The sequence below is a fragment of the Labrenzia sp. CP4 genome, assembly GCF_001579905.1.
GTDB classification, from domain to species: Bacteria; Pseudomonadota; Alphaproteobacteria; order Rhizobiales; family Stappiaceae; genus Roseibium; species Roseibium algicola.
In genome coordinates this window covers 4,212,383-4,230,932 of record NZ_CP011927.1, presented here as the reverse complement: position 1 = coordinate 4,230,932, position 18,550 = coordinate 4,212,383, and the positions used below count along the sequence as shown (strand labels likewise).

Sequence of the window (18,550 nt, the reverse complement as noted above, 5' to 3'; positions counted from 1 at the left end):
AGCAGGGTACCGTTCCCGCGTTTTTATGGTACCTGCACGATCATATCGAGCCATGTCGCAATCGCCTGCAATGCGGTTGGATCGATGGTCGTTGCTATCCGGATATACTCGTTGATACGTCCGGTTTGCGTTGGTTGGAACAGGTGATTGAGGCCAGGCAGCGTTCTGACATCCGAGAGCGGGTGGGTGAGGGCCCTTCGCATGACAGGTGAATTCTCCCTGGCGGAGACCTGCAAGTCGTGCTCACCGAAAAGTGCCAGCACCGGAATGGTCAGGCCTGCCAGCTGCGCAACCGGATCGTGCCGCGCGTAGGCGGAAGCCCAGGGCGTCGCCCAGACAGCCAGGTTTTGCCTGATCTGGGAACCGCTCGCCCCCGAGTTCTTCAAGGCCTTCGTGATGTCCTCGCGTAATTCTGCCGGTGTTCCGGATTTCAAAAGAGCGGAGCTGATCTCATTCACCGCGCGGCTCTGTCCGGCAATGACTTCATCGGACAGGCCTTCCGCACGCCCGATATCCTGAACCTGAGTGCGCATGACATCGGGAACAAGCGGCAGGGCAGGGCCTGCAAGATAAACATGAAAGGCGGCCGGTTCGATCTGCTGCGCGATCGGCGCGAGATAGCCGCCTTCCGAGTGGCCGATGTATCCGGTTTTTTCGGAAAGAACACGCGGATGAGACTTCACATAGGCAAGCGCGGCGGCTGCGTCGCTCGCGAGATCCTGCGGGGTTGCTGTCGCAAAGTCTCCCGTGCTCCGGCCCACGCCGCGGTCGTCGTAACGCAGCACGGCATAGCCGGATTTCGTCAGGTGATCTGAAAGCACGAGAAAAGGTTTGTGGCCCGCAATTTCTTCATTCTTGTCCTGTGGGCCGGAACCGGTGATGAGTACCACCGCAGGGGCGCGCCCCCTCCCTTTTGGCAAGGTCAGCTCGGCATCCAGAACGGCGGTGCCGGACGCAGTTCTGATGCGGACAGTTTCAATGGGGTAGTCGCGGACCTTCGGGTCCTGTGGCCGGTCGCTCAGTCCGAAGACCGCCAGATAGCCGGCAAACGTCGCCAGAAGCAGATCAATGTTCATCTTGGTGTTCCCCTTGGCTGGAACCTGCAGGCGACTGCAGTTGAGTGTTGGACTGGTCCGCGGGAAGAGCCGTATCGCGCGTCGGTGTCCAGCCGGGAGGTTTCATGAGCATCTTCAGAGCCTGGGCGAAGGAAGGGGCATTGAGCGCATCTGAGCCAAGACGAATAAAGTCTCGAAAGTTGATGGTGATCGGATTGGATGTGTTGAGCGGATCGGTGATCCCGTAGACAACCTTGGCATGCTCGGGTGTGTAGGTTCCAAAGAGCCGGTCCCAGACGATCAGGATGCCGCCATAGTTCTTGTCGAGATACTCCGGATTGCTGCCGTGGTGCACGCGATGATGCGACGGTGTGTTCAGAATGCTCTCAAGCCACCCGAGCCGTCTGACCTTTTCGGTATGGATCCACGATTGATAGGCCACCACGACGGCAAGTCCTGCGATCACCTGCACAGGGTCGAAGCCGACAATCACCATGGGAATGAAAAACATCCATTCGAACAGCGCTTCGGTCCAGGCCAGACGCAGAGCCGTCGTGAAGTTGAACTCAGGCGAGGAATGATGAACGCTATGATAGGTCCAGAATAGCCGTACCCTGTGCTCGCAGCGATGCATCCAGTAGTACGTCAGATCAGCGACCACGATCGCAAGCACCCATGTCAAGCCGTTCATGGGCAGGTCCCAAAGCGCGAACGGTTCTGCAAGGAAAACGGCAATCACGACGATCAGCCCGTATGCGGTTCGTTCCAACAGACCGTAGACAAGACCTATAACCAGATTTGCGCCGGTTTCAGATAGCGATTGACGGTAGCCGGCAAACCGGTCCCAGACGGTTTCGGAAGCCAAAACAAGAAGAAAGACCAGCGCCAGAATTTCAATACCGTTGAAGACACCAGCCGCCTCCTGAAGGCGAAGTTCCAGATCAGAGTACATGCGACCTCACAAAGAACGAACGTTCGTTCTTTAATTGGGTGCGCGGCCCAGGATTGCAAGACGGCAACGAACCTGAAATGAACAGCGCAGAAGAAGAAGTCGGGCTACGGTCTTTCTTCGTAGCGTCCCACAGGAGATTCCCGATGGCCGAAACCAGGCCGCAATCCACCAGCCGTCTGGAAAAATCCGCCAAGCGTCGGCAGATGATCGTCGAAACGGCTGCGGGTCTTTTCATCGAAAAGGGGTTTCACCAGACCGGCATGCGAGACATCGCCGGAAAGGCGGGGATCAGCCTCAGCAATCTCTATAATCACTTCAAGGGCAAGAACGAGATCATCGCAGCCATCTCGGAACTGGAAACTGTCGAACTTGATCCCTTGCTGAGGCGGCTTGAAGACACGTCACAAAATCGGATGAAAAGACTGCTGCAGTTTGCAGCGGCGTATTTCGATCTCTGTTCGTCGCCGGCACATGCCGCTTTGAGCGCGGAAATCGTTGCCGAGGCCTTCAGAAATCCCGAGATCGGCGGCCTGTTCGAGCAAACCCGGGTCCGTCTCGTCCAAGCGGTTGCCGACTGCCTGCCGATGTCTGAAGAAAACCCTGCGACGTCGGCCGAACTGGTTCTTGGTTTGATCGAACGCAGTGGCCAGAATGCCGTTTCCAGAGATGTTTCGACCAGAAAACAGCTCAGGCAATCCATGTTGGCTTTTGTCGAACGCGCAGTTGGCACGGAGCTGAAACAAGGTTGATCAACTGCTGGCAGTCTGCTGTTGGCGCGTTTTCTGCTGAACGGCAGGCTTTGGCTGTGGAGATCAGCACTGCCAGGTCAGGCTGGTTCATTGAACCTGGAAGGGATGTTCAAGGGGGTGACCACCTGGATATCGCTCGTTTCGCCAGAGGGAGACGTGCCAATGCCGTGGTATGCCAGGAGATGACGAAACGCCGTGTGCATGTCTGACTGCAGGTCGTGGTGACGCACCAGCGTCAGCTGCTCCTGCCAGAGAAGCTCGAGATTGTCCTTGTCCAGATCGTGCGCGACATAGACCCCTGGCATCTGGCCCGCCTCGGACAAGGCCTGCAAAATGGCCCTGTTGCCGCCTCCCATGGAGTAGACGCCGGAAATCGGTGGAGAGGAGGCCAACTTCTCGGCGACTTCCCGCCGTGTCTCGGGATTGAGACCGCCGCCGCCACTGGCATCCACCAATCTGCATTCCGGGCGCAGACGATCCAGTTCCTGCCTGAAACCCTCGTAGCGTTCCTCCTCGCCCTGAAAGGTGTGCTGGCTGAGCGTCGTCAGCACCGTTCCGTTTGCCGGCAGGAGCTTGTGCATGAGATAGGCTGCGGTTTTGCCGGCGCTGCGATTATCCAGGCCAACATAGGCAAGCCGCCGGGATGCGGGAAGGTCGGTAAAGACGGTGACGACAGGGATTCTGCGGTCTGCCAGTCCTGCGATCATATGCCGAACTTCCTCTGTATCGCGCACCTTGAGGCAGATGCCCTGGCTGCCTCGCTTTGCGATCCGCTGCAGAATCGCGCTGCATTCGGCTGCCGACATGGTTTCGGTGAAAGTGAACCTGGGGCGGATCGCGATCGGATGCAGATCTGTCAGCACGCTTTCACAGGCAAGACGCACTTCTCTGCTGAACCTGTTCGGCGCTTCCATAACCACATCGAAGAAGAGCCGCCGCCCCCTGGCAGCCAGCTGACCTTCCTGTTGTTCCAGTTCTGCAATCGCATCCTCAACCCTGCGACGGGTTTGCGGGCTGACATGTGCTCGCCCGTTCATCACGCGGTCAACCGTGGCAGTGCTGAGACCTGCCTGAAGGGCGATTTCCTTGATCGGGAAGCGATGTGTCATTTGATGGATTCTTGATGGAAAATGCCGATCCGATCAAGACTGATCCTGCTAGCATTGCAGCTAACAAAACCTGGGAGGGGATCATGGACAAACGGGTTGACCATCTGGCGTATTTCAACGCGACCAGCTGCGATGTCGAGGACTTCAGGCAACTTGTGTCGCAAAAACTGGACGCAGGCATCGTGCCGCACGCCTACAAGGTGGTTGCCGGTATTCCCGTCTACCGGGTTGCCGATCTGGAGACCGTTCTCGCCGGCCGCGAAAGCCGTAGCCGGTTGATGGCAGAGTGGGCGCAGGTTATGCGGCTGCACTCGGGTGTGCTGGTGCTGGAGGAAGCATATAAGGATGTCACCCCGATAGACCGGGCAACGCAAGTCTACAACCGGATCATCGCTGAGGAGAAAGCTGCTTCAGGCGGCGGTGCGGATCATTTTGCAGCTGCCGGCGCAAACGACCGGATCTGGAACTCACTGCAGAAACTCTGTCTGGAAGCCCCCGATGTCTTCGCGGACTATTTTGCCAATCCTGCCATCGATGCCGTTTGTGAAGCCTGGCTCGGGCCGAACTACCAGATGACGGCCCAGGTCAATCTTGTACGTCCGGGCGGCAAGGCGCAGCAGGCACATCGGGATTACCACCTTGGTTTCCAGTCAGCAGAAGACTGCGCACGTTATCCGGCCCATGTGCACGACCTGTCACAGGTCATGACCCTGCAAGGGGCGGTCGCGCATACAGACATGCCGATTGAAAGCGGTCCCACGAAGCTCTTGCCGTTTTCACAGCTTTATCGTCCGGGCTACGCTGCCTACCGGCTGGAGGCATTCAAGGAGTTTTTTGAACAACATTACGTGCAGATGCCATTGCGCAAGGGCGATGCGGTGTTCTTCAACCCGGCACTGTTCCACGCCGCCGGCGACAACTCCAGTGCCGATATTCAGCGCATGGCAAACCTGCTTCAGGTGTCCTCGGCCTTCGGACGCGCCATGGAAAGTGTGGACCGGGATGCCATGTGCCGGGCGCTCTATCCCGTGCTTCTGGCGCAAACCGGACAGGCAACAATGTCAGGTGCCAGACTGGAGGCGGCTGTTTCCGCGTGTGCGGAAGGATATTCCTTCCCGACCAATCTGGACCGGGATCCGCCTGTAGGCGGGCTGGCGCCCGAGACACAGAAGCAGCTTTTCCTAAGGGCCCTGCAGGACAGAATGCCGGCAGCGGATTTCGAAGCGGCTCTTTTGGCCCGGGCGGAGCGCCGGCAAGCCTGAAGCTGATTTCAGCGCAGGGAAGCGTAGCCGCTGCCGAAGATTTCCCGCAGCAGTTTGCGCTTCATTGCCTCGGCGTAGTCGTCATAACTGTCTGCAACCTCGACAAAGGCACCCGGACCCCTGATGACATGGGTCCGGTAGTAGCGCACCGGAGCTTCATCAGCGCCTGAAATCACCAGACCGTTGACCGTAACGTCTTGGAAATCGAAGGCCCTGTAGGCGCTTTCCGGGCCGAAACCGTCGTTGTTGATGCCATCACCGGCAACATCTATGACCTTACGAACACAAGGCGCGGGTGCCTTGCGCATCAGCGTTGCCGCATGGCCGAGTGCATAACCGAGGGCGGTTGGAAATTCGGTGTAGCCTCGTGGTGAGCGTCGCAGGGTTTCGGCCGCATTCGCAGCGCTTTGCGCATCGGAAAGATGGCTCCACCCAAGCTGGAGTAATTGCTGGTACCGGCCGCTCCATTCGAAACTTGTAACCCAGATCCCGCCAACGGCCTCGATTGCCTGAACGACGTCCGGGTCTCTCAGGGCATCCGCCAGTCCGTTGAGCTGCAAGGTGTGTTCGCGCGCATCGACGCTGGCCGAACCGTCCATCGCCAGAACCAGCGACAGGGAACACGCGGCTGCAGGACCTGGCAGGAGCAGCAAGGAAAGAAAAGAGAAGAGACCGATGACCTGACGCAACGTCTTGCGCGCCGCGCTTTGTCCGCGGTGGCAGTCGGTATGTGAGATCCAACAGCAGTCCGTCATGAACCCATTCTAGAGGATAGGGGCGACAAGGGAATGCTTTTACGACGCGCTTTTGGCTCAGAAACGATCATATTCTAGGCATAGAGCCGAGCGCAGCGGGCCAACTGAAAGGGCGGGATCCGGCTGTTTCTGTTCCATACCGCAAATCGCTCCGGAAATGCCGCCAGTCATCAGGCAGGATGCGCAAAGGGGTGATATTGTTCGTCCGAGCCATGTTGCACTGCAAATTTTTTGGCTTAGGCTCTTGATCCTGCTGAAACATCTGGGCAGGGTTAGGGCATGTATGCATCCCATGGATTTCTGCGGTCGGACATTGGCGACGTCGATGTCGTTTATCACGATGGCATCTATCATCTGTTCCATCTGGTGCTGCCCAATCACGATTTCATCGCGCACGCCGTCAGCACGGACGGCATGACATGGCGCCGGGTCAAGAATGCACTTTTCGTCGGTGAACCGGGCGAATGGGATGATGACATGCTCTGGACGATGCATGTGACGCCCGATCCGGATCGGCAGGGCGAGTGGCGCATGTTCTACACCGGACTTGCGCGGGCGGAATATGGCAGGGTGCAGCGGGTCGGGCTGGCACGGTCCAAGGATCTCTACACCTGGGAACGCTGCAATCACGGCAATTATCCCCTGCAGGTGCCGGGCCCGCTTTACGAGAGCACTGTAGACGAAGGCCGGAAGTGGGTCAGTTTCCGCGATCCGTTCTTCTATGTCGATGAAGACACAGGCGAACGCCTGCTGCTGGCCTCTGCCCGTGTCAAGGAAGGGCCGGTCATACGTCGCGGCTGCGTCGGGCTCGCACGCGAGACCAAACCGGACAAATTCGCATTCGAGCCACCTCTTTATCGGCCTGGCCTTTATGACGACGTCGAAGTGCCGAACCTGTTTAGTCTCGACGGCCGCTATTATCTGATGGGATCGATCCGCGAAGACACCAAGATCCACTACTGGTATGCGGAGACGATTGAGGGGCCATACCAGAACTTCTTCGACAACGTGATCCTGCCGACGGGCAATTATGCAGGCCGTATTTGCCGGACCAGCGACCGTTTGCTTCTGTTCAATTTCTTTTCCAAGACGGAATACGTCTACGGGCGCGAGGTCGTGAAGAAGCTGTTGCCGCCTCCGAAGGAACTGGTGACCGACAGTGCCGGCAGGCTCAAGCTGAAATCGAATTCGGACTTCAACGATCTGGTGACGCATCGCCAGGTCGTGACTGCGTCCTACCAGTGCAAGGCACTGTATTCCAACACACACGCGTCGGCGATCGATCGGCCGGACGGGCTGCATCTGAGCTGCAAGAGCGGGTACGAAGCTTTCATGCTGCCGGGCAAGCATGAGGATTTCCGCCTCAAGGCACAGCTCATGCTGGAGGGACTGGGCAAAACCGGTCTTGTGCTGAGGATGAACGACGAGGGTGACGGTTATTACCTGTCTCTGGATCTCGTCAACGGCATTGCCCAGATGCGAGCTTGGGGGGCAAACCCGACACCTGAATTCGAACATGCCTTCCGCTACGAGCCGCTTCAGGAAGCGCATTTCAGGGGCAGCGATCATGGCCCCTGGCAGATCGAGGTTGTGGCGCACGGCCTATACTTCGAGTTTTCCATCGACGGCTATGTGGTGCTGTCGCTGGTTGACGACAGTTTCATCGAAGGCGGTATCGGCTTCTACACCGAAAGCGCGGCCGTCTGCCTGAAGGATCTTGTGGTTGAAACATTGAGCCGTCCGGTAACGGAGCACACGGTCGAACCGGCATATTCCGTCACGCACAGGGCGCCCGATCAGGAAGGGGAGGGCCGGTGACCGGCGAGACGGGCAAGAGTGATACCTGGCTTCTGGTCAGCGACATCGATGACACCCTGACCGGTAACCGGGCCGATCTGGAGCGACTCTGGCATCAGTTGAAGAACGCCAAGTCGCACCTGAAACTGGCTCTAAACTCCAGCCGACCGGCCGCCAGTGTCGACCAGACCCTTGCCGACTACTTCCCCGAAGGCTTCGAACCGGACGCGATCATCACCGGTTTGGGAACCGAAATCCGTCTGGACCGTTTCTTTCTGGAAAGCTGGCAAAGCCAGTTTATCGACTGGCCTGACGAGGAAGTTCGCAAAATCGTCCGGAAACTGGGGTATGATGCGCACGACGACAAGTTCCAGACGGACGGAAAGGCGAGCTTCGCCGTTCCGGGAAAAGACGGCGTGGACGCGATTCTTGCCGCACTCCGGGACGAGGGCATCCCGTTCAGGCACATCTATTCAGGGACCAGTGATCTGGACATTCTCGCCCCCGGCGCAGGCAAGGACGCTGCCATGCGCCATCTGGCAAGCCATCTTGGCATTCCGATGGAGCGAACGATCGCTGCCGGCGATTCCGGTAATGACCTTGCGCTGTTCGAAGCAGCGGGCAAGGCAATTGCGGTCGGCAATGCCCGCCAGGAACTTCTATCAACCCTGCCGCGGCACAAGACCTATCTGGCATCCGCCCACCATGCGGCCGGCGTGCTGGAAGGGCTGACGGTAATGGGCCTGCTGCCGCAATCGGCAGTCTGATCCGGCCTTTCGAGAGGCTGCTGCCTGCTGCAACGTCGGCGGGCCGATGAGCAAAAAGAGCAAAAGAACGCCTGGGTAGATGGAGATCAAGACACACGAACAAGGTAACGACACATGAACAAGCAAAATATCGGTTCCCTTCTGATGATCTCGCTGCACGGTTACGTGGCCGGATCGCCGGAACTGGGTAAACCGGATACGGGCGGCCAGGTGGTCTTCGTACTGGAGCTGGCAAAACGGTTCGCGCGGCTCGGCTACAGGGTCGATGTCATGACGCGCCAGTTCGAAGACCAGCCGGCCGAGGATATCATCAATGAAAACCTGCGCGTCGTGCGCGTTCCTTTCGGAGGATCCGATTTCATCCGGAAGGAGGACATGCACGACTGGTACGGTGACTTCGTCACCAATGCGCTGGCGATGATCCGTCATCGCAAGTTGCATTATGACGTGATCAACTCTCATTACTGGGATGCAGGCGTCGCCGGCCAGAAAATCGCCGAGGAGCTGCAGGTTCCGCACATCCACACGCCGCACTCCCTTGGCTGGTGGAAAGAACACGACATGGTGGGAGCGGGTGAAGAAGAGATGGCCGGGTACCGCTTCAAGGAGCGGATCCAGAAGGAATTCGTTCTTTACCGCAACTGCGACCACATCATCGCGACGACCGAGCAGCAAACGGACCTGATCGTCGAGCAATACCAGCTGCCGCGTGAGCATATCACCATGATCCCGCCGGGCATCGATGAAGGCCGGTTTACGCCCGCAACACCGGATGTTGTCGCGGAAGCACGCCGGAAGCACGATTTCAAGGAAACGGATATCTACGTCGTTGGCAGGGCAGCGGAAAACAAGGGCTATGACCTGATCATCGAAGCCTTGCCGAGCCTCCTGAAACTGCAGCCCGGCGCACGCCTTGTGCTTGCCGCCGGTGCCAATTCGGACAGCGACAAGGCGCTGCTCGCGCAATGGAAGGAAGTCGCTTCTTCCCTGGGCGTGTCCGATGCCATCAGCTGGCGTGGGTATGTCGCGGATGAAGATCTGGCCGATTTCTATCGTGGTCCAGGTATCTTCGCACTTCCCTCCCGCTATGAGCCTTTCGGCATGACCGCCGTGGAAGCGATGGCCTGCGGAACGCCGACTGTGGTGACGATTCACGGTGGCCTGTTCGACCAGATCGAATTTGGCCGACATGCGCTGGTGGCCGATCCCAAGCGACCAGAAGAGTTTGCGGCCATGCTGAACATGCCGATGCAATACTCCTGGATGCGCGAAACCCTCTCGGTGGAGGGCGCTCGCTTCGCACGCCGCGTGTTCGGCTGGACAGGGATCGCCCGGCGGACGCTGCAGGTGTTCGAGCAGTTCAAGGGCCGTTACGACGACCTGCAGACGGACGAAGTGGCGCTGGGCTGACAAGGCGGCGGAAGGACGCCGCCGCAAGAAGGGCAGCTGAAGAAATCCAAACAACCGGTTCAGCTTGCGTTCAGGTGAAATTGATTACACCTTGCGCATGACCTCGTGAGCAGACCGGAATCGGACACGTGAAACAGATATTTGCCCTTTTGATCCTGACATTCGCCGTCATTGCGCCGGCGCAAGCCGCTTGTTTGTCCCAGTCGCAGGCCCGTGAAGCCGTGGCCAGCGGCAAGGCCGCCCCGCTTGGGGCGGTTGCAGGGCAGGCAGGCGGTGAAATCGTCAAGGCCCAGCTTTGCCAGCAGGGTGGAGGATACGTCTATCTGTTGTCGGTCCTAAAGGGTGGCAAGGTGACAACTGTCACAGTCAACGCCAACAGGTAATTGCTAGAAGCGACATCTTCCTGCCGGCTTTCGGTTGGTTGATCTGGTTCCGACTCCATCAGTCATAAAGTTGAATTTCATGCGCATTCTTGTTGTCGAAGACGATACCGATCTGAACCGCCAGCTGGTGGCCGCCCTGGAAGAGGCCGGCTATGTGGTCGACAGTGCGACGGACGGCGAGGACGGGCATTTTCTTGGCGACACCGAGCCATATGACGCCGTGGTGCTTGACCTCGGCCTGCCGTCGCTCGACGGACTGTCCGTTCTGGAAAACTGGCGCCGCGACGGGCGCACCATGCCGGTCCTCATCCTGACTGCGCGCGACCGCTGGTCGGACAAGGTTGCGGGGATCGACGCCGGTGCCGATGATTATGTCGCAAAGCCTTTCCACATGGAGGAAGTGCTTGCCCGTGTGCGTGCGCTTGTGCGCCGGGCCGCCGGGCATGCCTCCAACGAACTCACTTGCGGTGCGGTGCGGCTGGATCTGAGATCCGGCCGGGTAACCGTGGACGGCAGCGCGGTCAAGCTGACTTCGCATGAATACCGGCTGCTGTCCTATCTGCTGCATCACCAGGGCAAGGTGATCTCACGGACTGAATTGACCGAACATCTCTACGATCAGGATTTCGATCGTGATTCCAACACGGTGGAAGTCTTCGTCGGCCGTCTGCGCAAGAAAATCGGCTCGGACATGATCGAAACCATCCGAGGGCTCGGATACCGCCTGGGAGCGGCGAGTGACACCTGAGACCTCTGCCAACGGGGACGGCCGGCCCGTGAACCGGCCTCAGCGGTCGCTTGCCGCACGTCTGGTCTTCGTGGCGGCTGTATGGTCCACCATCGCGCTCGCCATCGCCGGGGTGTTCCTGGTGAGCCTTTATGAAAGAGCGAGCGAACGGGCGTTTGACGCCCAGCTCGAGGTTCATATCAAGGCACTGATTGCCGAAATGCTGGCAACCAATGCAGATGCCAGTACTGACCAGGCGACTGCAACCCTGACTGCGCCGACCTACCGCGGCGATCCTCGGTTCTCCCTGCCGCTGTCCGGCTGGTACTGGACGGTTCGACGCGCCGACAGCCCGTCGATCCTCTATGCATCGGAGTCGCTGGTGGGGGATCCGCTGAACACGCCGCCGATCGGGCAGGACGACGCTAATGCCGGGTTTATCGTCGGGCCGACCGGTGATGAAATCCGCGTACTCCAGCAGAGAATTACCGTTGAAGACGCGGCCTATGTAATTGCCGTCGGCGCTGCAACAGCAGGGTTCTGGGCGGATATCTTCGAGTTCGCGCGGCTTGTGGCCATCACGCTTTGCATTGTCGGGCTCGGGCTCATTCTGGCGATCTTCCTGCAGGTGAAATTCGGCTTGCGGCCGCTTGCGCGCCTGCGTGCGTCGCTTTCGGCCGTTCGACAGGGTGAGGCCGAACGCATTGACGAGGCCCTGCCGCGCGAGATCGCGCCGCTGGCGGTGGAACTTAATGCGCTCATCGTGTCGAACAAGGAAATCGTCGAGCGGGCACGCACCCACGTCGGCAACCTTGCACACGGTCTGAAAACCCCACTGTCTGTCATTTCAAACGAGGCAAGAGCGTCCGGCGGCCCCTTGGCGGACAAGGTGTCCGAACAGGCATCGATCATGTCTACCCAGATCCAGCATCATCTGGAGCGTGCCCGCATGGCGGCGCAGCGGCGGGTCATCGGTGTTTCATGCGAGACCGAGCCGGTTCTTGCCCGTCTGATCCGGGCCATGGGCAAGATCTATCAGGACAAAGGCGTTGATGTCGGTTTCGCGCAGTCTGGTCAGATCCGCTTTCGAGGCGAAAGCCAGGACCTGGAAGAAATGAGCGGCAACCTGATCGACAATGCCTGCAAATGGGCAGGTTCGAAGGTGCGGGTGCAGGTGGCCCCTTTGAACGATCCGGCCACGAACCGGGACATGTTCACGATCACGGTCGAGGATGATGGTCCCGGACTGACGCCTGAACAGCGCGCCGAAGCCATCAAGCGCGGTCGGCGTCTGGATGAAACCGTGCCGGGAACAGGTCTTGGCCTGTCGATCGTAGCCGATCTCGCCGCCCTTTACGGCGGCACCTTCGATCTTGAAAGTTCCTCGCTCGGAGGCCTGAAGGCACGTCTGGTGCTTCCGGCGCTCAGCAAGGAATAGGGGATTTACCAAACGTTCGCTTGGGCCGCCCTTGCGGGACTGTGATAGGATGTGATGCAAATAGCGGAAACAAAGACACGGTTGTGGCCAAGTTCGGCCACAAATTGAAAATAACACTGATTCATCGACCGGTTTGCGCCGGTTTCACGCCTTCTAGTGCAGTCATTTTGCGCTAGCCTTTGGAAAATGGTCAGCAATCGGATTTCAGCTGCTTCTGGTTGAAATTCGAAGAACTTGGAGCTTTCAAGAATGCGTCTTCGCGGTGCCTCGTGTCTTGCTCTTGCCTTTGCTTTGGCAGGTTGCTCCATGACGTCCGGGTCGAGAGACAGCAACACTTGGGGGTCCTTTTTCGGTGACCCGAATGCGAATGTTTCCGGCTCGGAAGCGAATACGGCCATTTCGGTGCTGGTGAACAACGAGTTCGGTGACGCGCTTGAGCCGTCTGACCGCAAGGCAGCCGAAGATGCCCAGACCAGGGCATTGCGCGCGCGTGGCCTTGGGGTTTCGGTTGCCTGGCAGAACGAGCGTACCGGCCGCAGCGGTCAAGTTCGTCCCGGACCGGTCTATTTCGTCAATGAGACCAGCTGCCGCGAGTTTACGCACGAGATGGTTCTCCAGGGCCGCACCTTGCAGGCGCGCGGCACGGCGTGTGAAACCGACCAGGGTGCCTGGCAGGTGATCGGCTGAACCAGCCGGCGCGGAAAAGGTTCAAAGGGAGACAGTGTCCTGGTGATGCTGTCCGAAGCCCTTTAAGTTCCCGGTATTTATTCTCAACACTTGCTTAAGTCTTCTAACGTTAAACTCGCGGTAACTAGGATCGCGATGTTGACGCTGTGAATGACATATTCGGACCAGCTTGAAACCAAAATCAAAACCTACTTGCGTAGTCTGAGCCCCAAGGCGGTTGAGGCTCTGGTCCGCAATTTGGAACGCGCCAAGGTTCAAAAACACGCCGATCCGCATATCCAGCTCGTTCTTGCCGCAGCCGTGGCACTTATTCGCAAACCGCAACCGGTTGCACCGAGCATGCCGGGCGGCGCTCAGCGACGCAATCAGATCCAGCGGATGTTCTTCACACCGCTGGATGATTTTCTGATCAACGAAATGCTGCCACAGCGGCAGGAGGGCCGAATCCAGCGAGGCATTCTCGACCGTGTCTGGAACTGGCTCGGTCGTGATGTCATGGCTGCCGACATTCGCCTCGTGCTGGAACAGGCCGGAAATTCTGCCGTTAGTGGTGAGCGTGTGGATGCCCTGGTGCAGGCGCTGCGCTCGCGTGCCGTGGACGCCATCGGCGATATGCTGCGCCGCGCGGAAACGTCCGACAAAGACAAGCGCCGAATGGCAATCGAACTTGGCGGCGAACGCGGTATCTCCGAAGTCAGGGACATTCAGAAGATCTTTGCGGCAGAACGTTGGCTGGTGCCGTTCCTGCAGAACATACCGGATCGCATCAACGAGCATCGGTTGAAGCAGGATACTGAGGTGCTGCGTCTCGTCGACAAATGCACCGCACGGTTTCCCGACCATGTTCCGGTGATCGCCGCCGCGCTGGTAGACCGCTCGGACATGCCTTCGGCCTTGTGTGCCTTCGCCGGACGTCTGGCAGGCGACCCTGACCCCAAGGCGATTGCTCGTTCGCAGTTCGCACCATTTGTTGATGTGGTCATGAGCGAGGCCGAACGCCTGCAGATCCTGGCGTTCGAACATCGCAACAACAATCCGGACCCGGTGGCCTTTTCTCAGGCGCTGTCGGAGTACCACTTGCTGGTCCGCGGCGTTGAACGTGACATGGATCTCTCGGTCACTGGAAGGTGGCACAAACGTCTGGCGGAAACCAAACGCAGCATCTCCAGTGTCGTCACCCGGGAATTGAACAGCGCCCACAGCAGTGTGCGGCGCGCTCTGCAGGTGCCGAAATTCGACAAGGACGGCAAACTGCAGATCGACCAGATCGCGATTGATGACGCCGTGCGTACGTTGCGCGTAGTCGCAATGGTTCGGAACGCCTCCGAGACCTTCGCCGTCAACGAGATCGGCAAAAGTACACGCCAGGCAGTCGAACAGACGCTTGAAATCCTGACCCGTTCTCTGATCACCGATCTTGGCAAATCCAAGGGATCTGCGCTGGAGGCGCAGATTGCCGCAGCCGACGTCGCCATCATGCTGTCGGAGATCTATTTCGGCACGGATTACGCCGCGCAGCTGCGCCGCAGTCGGCAATCCGCCTATGCAAAAGCGAGCAAGAACGCGGCCGATGCCAGTTCCGGCCCCAGTCCGGAACGCAAACTGGTCGCCAATGCGCTTGGCCGGCGCTGACGGTTCCCGCTAGGCCTTCGAAGTCGGCGTATTGCAAAGCCGGTTGCCGCAATGGTCTTGAAGGTCTGGCCTCATTCACCGATTTGTTTGCGCCGCGACCGCCGGTCACATCCCAGCCACCTTGCTTTTGTCCGCATTGAATTGTCTATAGTGCGGCCATGGTGTTCTGGATCCTGATTGCCCTGTTGACCGGGGTTGCGACATTGTCGGTACTTATTCCTCTATCGCGCACACGGCGCCATCAGGAGGATGCACCGGCGCGTGCGGACGAAGCGGTTTATCGCGAGCAGCTTGCGGCGATCGAGACGGAACTCGAACGGGGCCTGATAGACGCCGAAGCAGCCGAGGCAGCGCGAACGGAAATCGCGCGCCGTCTGCTTGCAGCCCACGACAGGGGCGACAGCAAAAAACTGGACGGCTCCAAGGGGGGAAGCTTCAAGCTTGCGCAGGGGCTGGCCCTGCTGACGGTGCCAGCCTCAGCTTTCGGACTTTATCTTGTCCTTGGCTCTCCCGATCTTCCCGACCAGCCGTTGCTCAGCCGTCTGAGCGCACCGGCGGAAGAACAATCCGTCGATCTGCTGGTTGCCCGTGTTGAACGTCATCTGGCGGAAAATCCGGAAGATGGACAAGGCTGGGCAGTCATTGCTCCGGTCTACCTGTCGCTCGGTCAGCCTCAGGCTTCTGCGAAAGCCTATTCCAACGCAATCCGCATTCTCGGGCCGAACCAGGCCTGGCTCACCGATATGGGTGAAGCCCTGACGATTGCAAACCAGGGGCTGGTAACAGCCGATGCCCGCGCCGCTTTCGAGCAGGCCGTGTCGCTGGAACCCGCAGCCGTAAAACCACGATTCTTTCTCGCACTGGCGCTTGGCCAGGAAGGCCGCAAGGAAGACGCGATTGCCGCTTGGCAGGCTCTCCTTCAGGGCGCTGATGAGACCCAAGCCTGGGTTGGGGCCGCGCGTCAGGAAATGGCCCGGCTGACAGGCGGCGCACCGGTCGGCAACAGTTTGCCGGGACCGTCCCAGGAGGAGGTTGCTGCCGCCAGCGAAATGGCCGCGGATGACCGTCAAGCCATGATCGCCGGCATGGTTGCCGGCCTTGCCGAGCGTCTGTCCACGGAAGGCGGATCGGTGGAGGAGTGGAACCGGCTGATCCGTGCCTATATGGTTCTGGGCAAGAAACAGGATGCGGAAAAGGCTCTTGAGGAGGCGCTGTCGGCATATGCGGACAAGCCGGAGGACTTGTCCATGATCAAGGACGCTGCCAGCCAGCTTGGTCTAACTGACGGTTGAGCGGCAGACCTGCCGCAGGCGGCGCAGTTGCGCCGGGGAATTGAAAATCGGACGCTTCGCTGATGACACGCAAACAAAGACGATTGACCCTTATCGGTTCGGCTGGCGCGGTTCTGGCCATTGCCCTGACGCTGATTCTGATCGCGCTGAGAAGCGAGATCGTGTTTTTCCAGAGCCCGACCGAAATCACCCAGAACGGCGTTGCGCCCGGTCAGCGGATCCGGCTCGGTGGCCTGGTCGAGGAAGGCTCGGTCGTGCGCTCCGACAATGCCGAAGTCAGCTTCCGTGTAACCGACACGGCCAATACGGTTGCCGTCACCTACAAGGGCATCCTGCCGGATCTGTTCCGGGAAGGGCAGGGCGTGGTGACCGAGGGTGTCGTCGGTTCGGACGGAGTTTTCGTTGCGGACAGTGTGCTGGCCAAGCACGATGAGAACTACATTCCCAAGGAAGTGGCCGAAGCGCTGAAGGCGCAGGGACACTGGCAAGGTGAAGAGGGCAACGCGAACTGATTGTTCGCAGTGCCGGTGAGGAAGAGGAACGGACATGATTGTCGAATTCGGACACTACGCACTTGTGCTGGCCTTCGCGCTGACACTTGTCCAATCCGTTCTGCCGATCTGGGGGGCGCTCCAGAAGGATGAACGCCTGATGGCGGTGGCGCCGCCGGTTTCGGTGATGCTCTTTCTCCTGGTCCTTCTTTCCTTTGTGGTGCTGACGGGTGCTTATCTCAATTCCGATTTCTCGGTGCTGAACGTTGTCGAGAACAGCCATTCGGCAAAACCCCTGCTCTACAAGTTCACCGGCGTTTGGGGAAACCACGAAGGCTCGATGCTTCTGTGGGTGCTGATCCTGGTTTTCTTCGGTGCTCTTGTTGGCGTCTTCGGGGGCAACCTGCCGGCCGACCTGAGAGCGGTGACATTGTCCGTCCAGGGCTGGGTTACTGCAGGTTTTGTCCTGTTCCTGCTGGCAACGTCCAACCCTTTTACCCGGATTGCAAATCCTCCGCTGGAAGGGTCTGACCTGAACCCGATCCTGCAGGACATCGGCCTCGCCATTCACCCGCCTCTGCTTTACGTCGGCTATGTCGGCTTCTCCATCACATTCTCCTTTGCGGTGGCTGCACTTATCCTCGGCCGTATCGATGCGGCCTGGGCACGATGGGTGCGGCCCTGGACACTGCTTGCCTGGTGCTTTCTCACGCTCGGCATCGCGATGGGCTCCTACTGGGCCTACTACGAACTTGGCTGGGGTGGCTGGTGGTTCTGGGATCCGGTCGAAAATGCCAGCTTCATGCCCTGGCTTGCGGGCACGGCTCTGCTGCACTCGGCAATCGTCATGGAAAAGCGCGAGGCGCTGAAGGTCTGGACAGTACTGCTGGCGATCTTCACCTTTTCCCTGTCGCTTCTCGGCACCTTCCTGGTGCGTTCAGGCGTCCTGACTTCGGTTCATGCCTTTGCCACCGACCCGGCCCGCGGCGTCTTCATTCTCGGCCTTCTGTGCATCTTCATCGGCGGATCGCTCAGCCTTTACGCCTGGCGTGCACCGATGTTGAAGCAGGGGGGCTTGTTCGCACCCATCAGCCGGGAAGGCGGTCTGGTGCTGAACAACCTGTTCCTGACCGCTGCCTGTGCAGCCGTCTTTGTCGGCACGCTCTATCCGCTGGTGCTTGATGCCGTCACTGGCGAGAAGATTTCAGTCGGTGCACCCTTCTTCAACCTGACGTTCGGTCCCCTGATGGTGCCGCTGCTCCTCGCAGTGCCTTTCGGTCCGATCCTGTCCTGGAAACGGGCTGATCTTGGGGCGGCCTGCCAGCGTCTTTACGCGGCTTTCGGTCTTGCCCTGTTGCTGACACTGGTCACTTACTGGGCCTGGGGCATGGACAAGGTGCTGGCGCCGCTTGGTGTCGGGCTGGCGGTCTGGGTCATGGCGGGTGCAATTTCCGAAATCGTGACCCGTGTCAAATTCTTCGAAATAGGCTTCACGCGCGGGTTTGCCCGTCTTGTTGGCCTGCCGGGATCTGCGTGGGGAACGGCCACTGCCCATTTCGGCATCGGCCTTACTGTTCTCGGCATTGTCACGGCGTCCGCGTTTCAGGAAGAACGTGTCCTCACAATGCGTCCGGGCGATGTTGTCGAACTTGCCGGATACCAGATGACCTTCGAAGGCGCCGCACCGCGCCGGGGTCCGAACTACACTGAAGAAGTCGGTCACTTCTCCATCCGTCAGGGCGGAACCCTGGTGGCCGAGCTTGACCCCTCCAAGCGCATTTACACGGCGCGCCAGATGCCGACAACGGAAGCCGGTATCTATACGACAGGGTTTTCGCAGGTCTATCTCTCGCTCGGTGAAGGGCGCGGCGATGGCGCTGTCGACGTGCGCGTCTATTTCAAGCCGCTGATCACCCTGATCTGGATTGGCTGTGTGATCATGTCCCTCGGTGCGGTGTTCTCCATTGCCGACAGGCGGCTGCGCGTGGGGGCTCCGAAACCGGCCCGCAAACGTCAGCAAAGTGTGGCAGCAGCGGAGTGACCG

17 protein-coding genes are annotated in these 18,550 nt (G+C 59.2%); 13 read left to right on the top strand and 4 right to left on the bottom strand.

What is annotated here, in order from left to right; translation table 11 throughout:
- Positions 1–23 precede the first annotated feature (23 nt).
- Entirely contained in the window at positions 24–1,076 is a 1,053-nt protein-coding gene (locus tag ACP90_RS19465) for an alpha/beta fold hydrolase (RefSeq protein WP_062489472.1), read from the bottom strand.
- Complete coding sequence (locus ACP90_RS19460; protein WP_082809788.1) at positions 1,066–2,007, bottom strand: sterol desaturase family protein; 942 nt, start codon at positions 2,005–2,007, stop codon at positions 1,066–1,068. The genes ACP90_RS19465 and ACP90_RS19460 overlap by 11 nt, the downstream gene beginning before the upstream one ends.
- Positions 2,008–2,150: 143 nt before the next feature.
- Between ACP90_RS19460 and ACP90_RS19455 the strand changes: the two genes are divergently transcribed.
- A complete protein-coding gene (locus ACP90_RS19455) occupies positions 2,151–2,756 on the top strand; it encodes a TetR/AcrR family transcriptional regulator (RefSeq protein ID WP_062489469.1) in 606 nt (201 codons plus the stop codon).
- A 77-nt stretch (positions 2,757–2,833) separates the two neighbouring features.
- Here ACP90_RS19455 and ACP90_RS19450 read toward each other — a convergent pair whose 3' ends face one another.
- Complete coding sequence (locus ACP90_RS19450; protein ID WP_062489467.1) at positions 2,834–3,865, bottom strand: LacI family DNA-binding transcriptional regulator; 1,032 nt, start codon at positions 3,863–3,865, stop codon at positions 2,834–2,836.
- Positions 3,866–3,948: 83 nt separating this feature from the next.
- Between ACP90_RS19450 and ACP90_RS19445 the strand changes: the two genes are divergently transcribed.
- Positions 3,949–5,127 carry a phytanoyl-CoA dioxygenase family protein gene (locus ACP90_RS19445; protein WP_062491790.1) on the top strand — a complete coding sequence of 393 codons (1,179 nt, stop codon included), beginning with the start codon at positions 3,949–3,951 and terminating at the stop codon, positions 5,125–5,127.
- 8 nt (positions 5,128–5,135) lie between these two features.
- Here the strand turns inward: ACP90_RS19445 and ACP90_RS19440 are convergent, their stop codons facing one another.
- On the bottom strand, positions 5,136–5,882 hold the full coding sequence (locus tag ACP90_RS19440; RefSeq protein ID WP_208993371.1) for a DUF1194 domain-containing protein: 747 nt from the start codon (positions 5,880–5,882) through the stop codon (positions 5,136–5,138).
- Between the two features lie 279 nt (positions 5,883–6,161).
- Here ACP90_RS19440 and ACP90_RS19435 point away from each other — a divergent pair, with 279 nt between their 5' ends.
- The 11 genes from ACP90_RS19435 (at position 6,162) to ACP90_RS19385 (ending at position 18,547) form a co-directional block, all read left to right on the top strand.
- On the top strand, positions 6,162–7,700 hold the full coding sequence (locus ACP90_RS19435) for a glycosyl hydrolase (RefSeq protein ID WP_062489465.1): 1,539 nt from the start codon (positions 6,162–6,164) through the stop codon (positions 7,698–7,700).
- Positions 7,697–8,446 (top strand): HAD-IIB family hydrolase, encoded by a 750-nt coding sequence (locus ACP90_RS19430; protein WP_062489463.1) that lies wholly within the window; start codon positions 7,697–7,699, stop codon positions 8,444–8,446. The genes ACP90_RS19435 and ACP90_RS19430 overlap by 4 nt, the downstream gene beginning before the upstream one ends.
- A 114-nt stretch (positions 8,447–8,560) precedes the next feature.
- Entirely contained in the window at positions 8,561–9,856 is a 1,296-nt protein-coding gene (locus ACP90_RS19425) for a glycosyltransferase (protein ID WP_062489461.1), read from the top strand.
- Between the two features lie 128 nt (positions 9,857–9,984).
- Positions 9,985–10,239: a PepSY domain-containing protein gene (locus tag ACP90_RS19420; RefSeq protein WP_022997836.1), complete on the top strand. Its 255-nt coding sequence runs from the start codon at positions 9,985–9,987 to the stop codon at positions 10,237–10,239.
- Positions 10,240–10,318: 79 nt separating this feature from the next.
- Positions 10,319–10,987 (top strand): response regulator transcription factor, encoded by a 669-nt coding sequence (locus ACP90_RS19415; protein WP_022997835.1) that lies wholly within the window; start codon positions 10,319–10,321, stop codon positions 10,985–10,987.
- Positions 10,977–12,404, top strand: coding sequence for an ATP-binding protein (locus tag ACP90_RS19410; RefSeq protein WP_286145691.1), 1,428 nt, complete (start codon positions 10,977–10,979; stop codon positions 12,402–12,404). The genes ACP90_RS19415 and ACP90_RS19410 overlap by 11 nt, the downstream gene beginning before the upstream one ends.
- A 249-nt stretch (positions 12,405–12,653) precedes the next feature.
- Entirely contained in the window at positions 12,654–13,091 is a 438-nt protein-coding gene (locus tag ACP90_RS19405) for an RT0821/Lpp0805 family surface protein (protein WP_022997833.1), read from the top strand.
- A 150-nt stretch (positions 13,092–13,241) separates the two neighbouring features.
- Complete coding sequence (locus ACP90_RS19400; RefSeq protein WP_062489457.1) at positions 13,242–14,723, top strand: hypothetical protein; 1,482 nt, start codon at positions 13,242–13,244, stop codon at positions 14,721–14,723.
- A gap of 158 nt (positions 14,724–14,881) precedes the next feature.
- Positions 14,882–16,015 (top strand): c-type cytochrome biogenesis protein CcmI, encoded by a 1,134-nt coding sequence (gene ccmI, locus ACP90_RS19395; RefSeq protein ID WP_062489455.1) that lies wholly within the window; start codon positions 14,882–14,884, stop codon positions 16,013–16,015.
- Between the two features lie 62 nt (positions 16,016–16,077).
- Positions 16,078–16,527 (top strand): cytochrome c maturation protein CcmE, encoded by a 450-nt coding sequence (ccmE, locus tag ACP90_RS19390; protein ID WP_055658701.1) that lies wholly within the window; start codon positions 16,078–16,080, stop codon positions 16,525–16,527.
- A 34-nt stretch (positions 16,528–16,561) separates the two neighbouring features.
- Complete coding sequence (locus tag ACP90_RS19385; protein WP_062489453.1) at positions 16,562–18,547, top strand: heme lyase CcmF/NrfE family subunit; 1,986 nt, start codon at positions 16,562–16,564, stop codon at positions 18,545–18,547.
- The last annotated feature ends 3 nt before the right edge of the window (positions 18,548–18,550 follow it).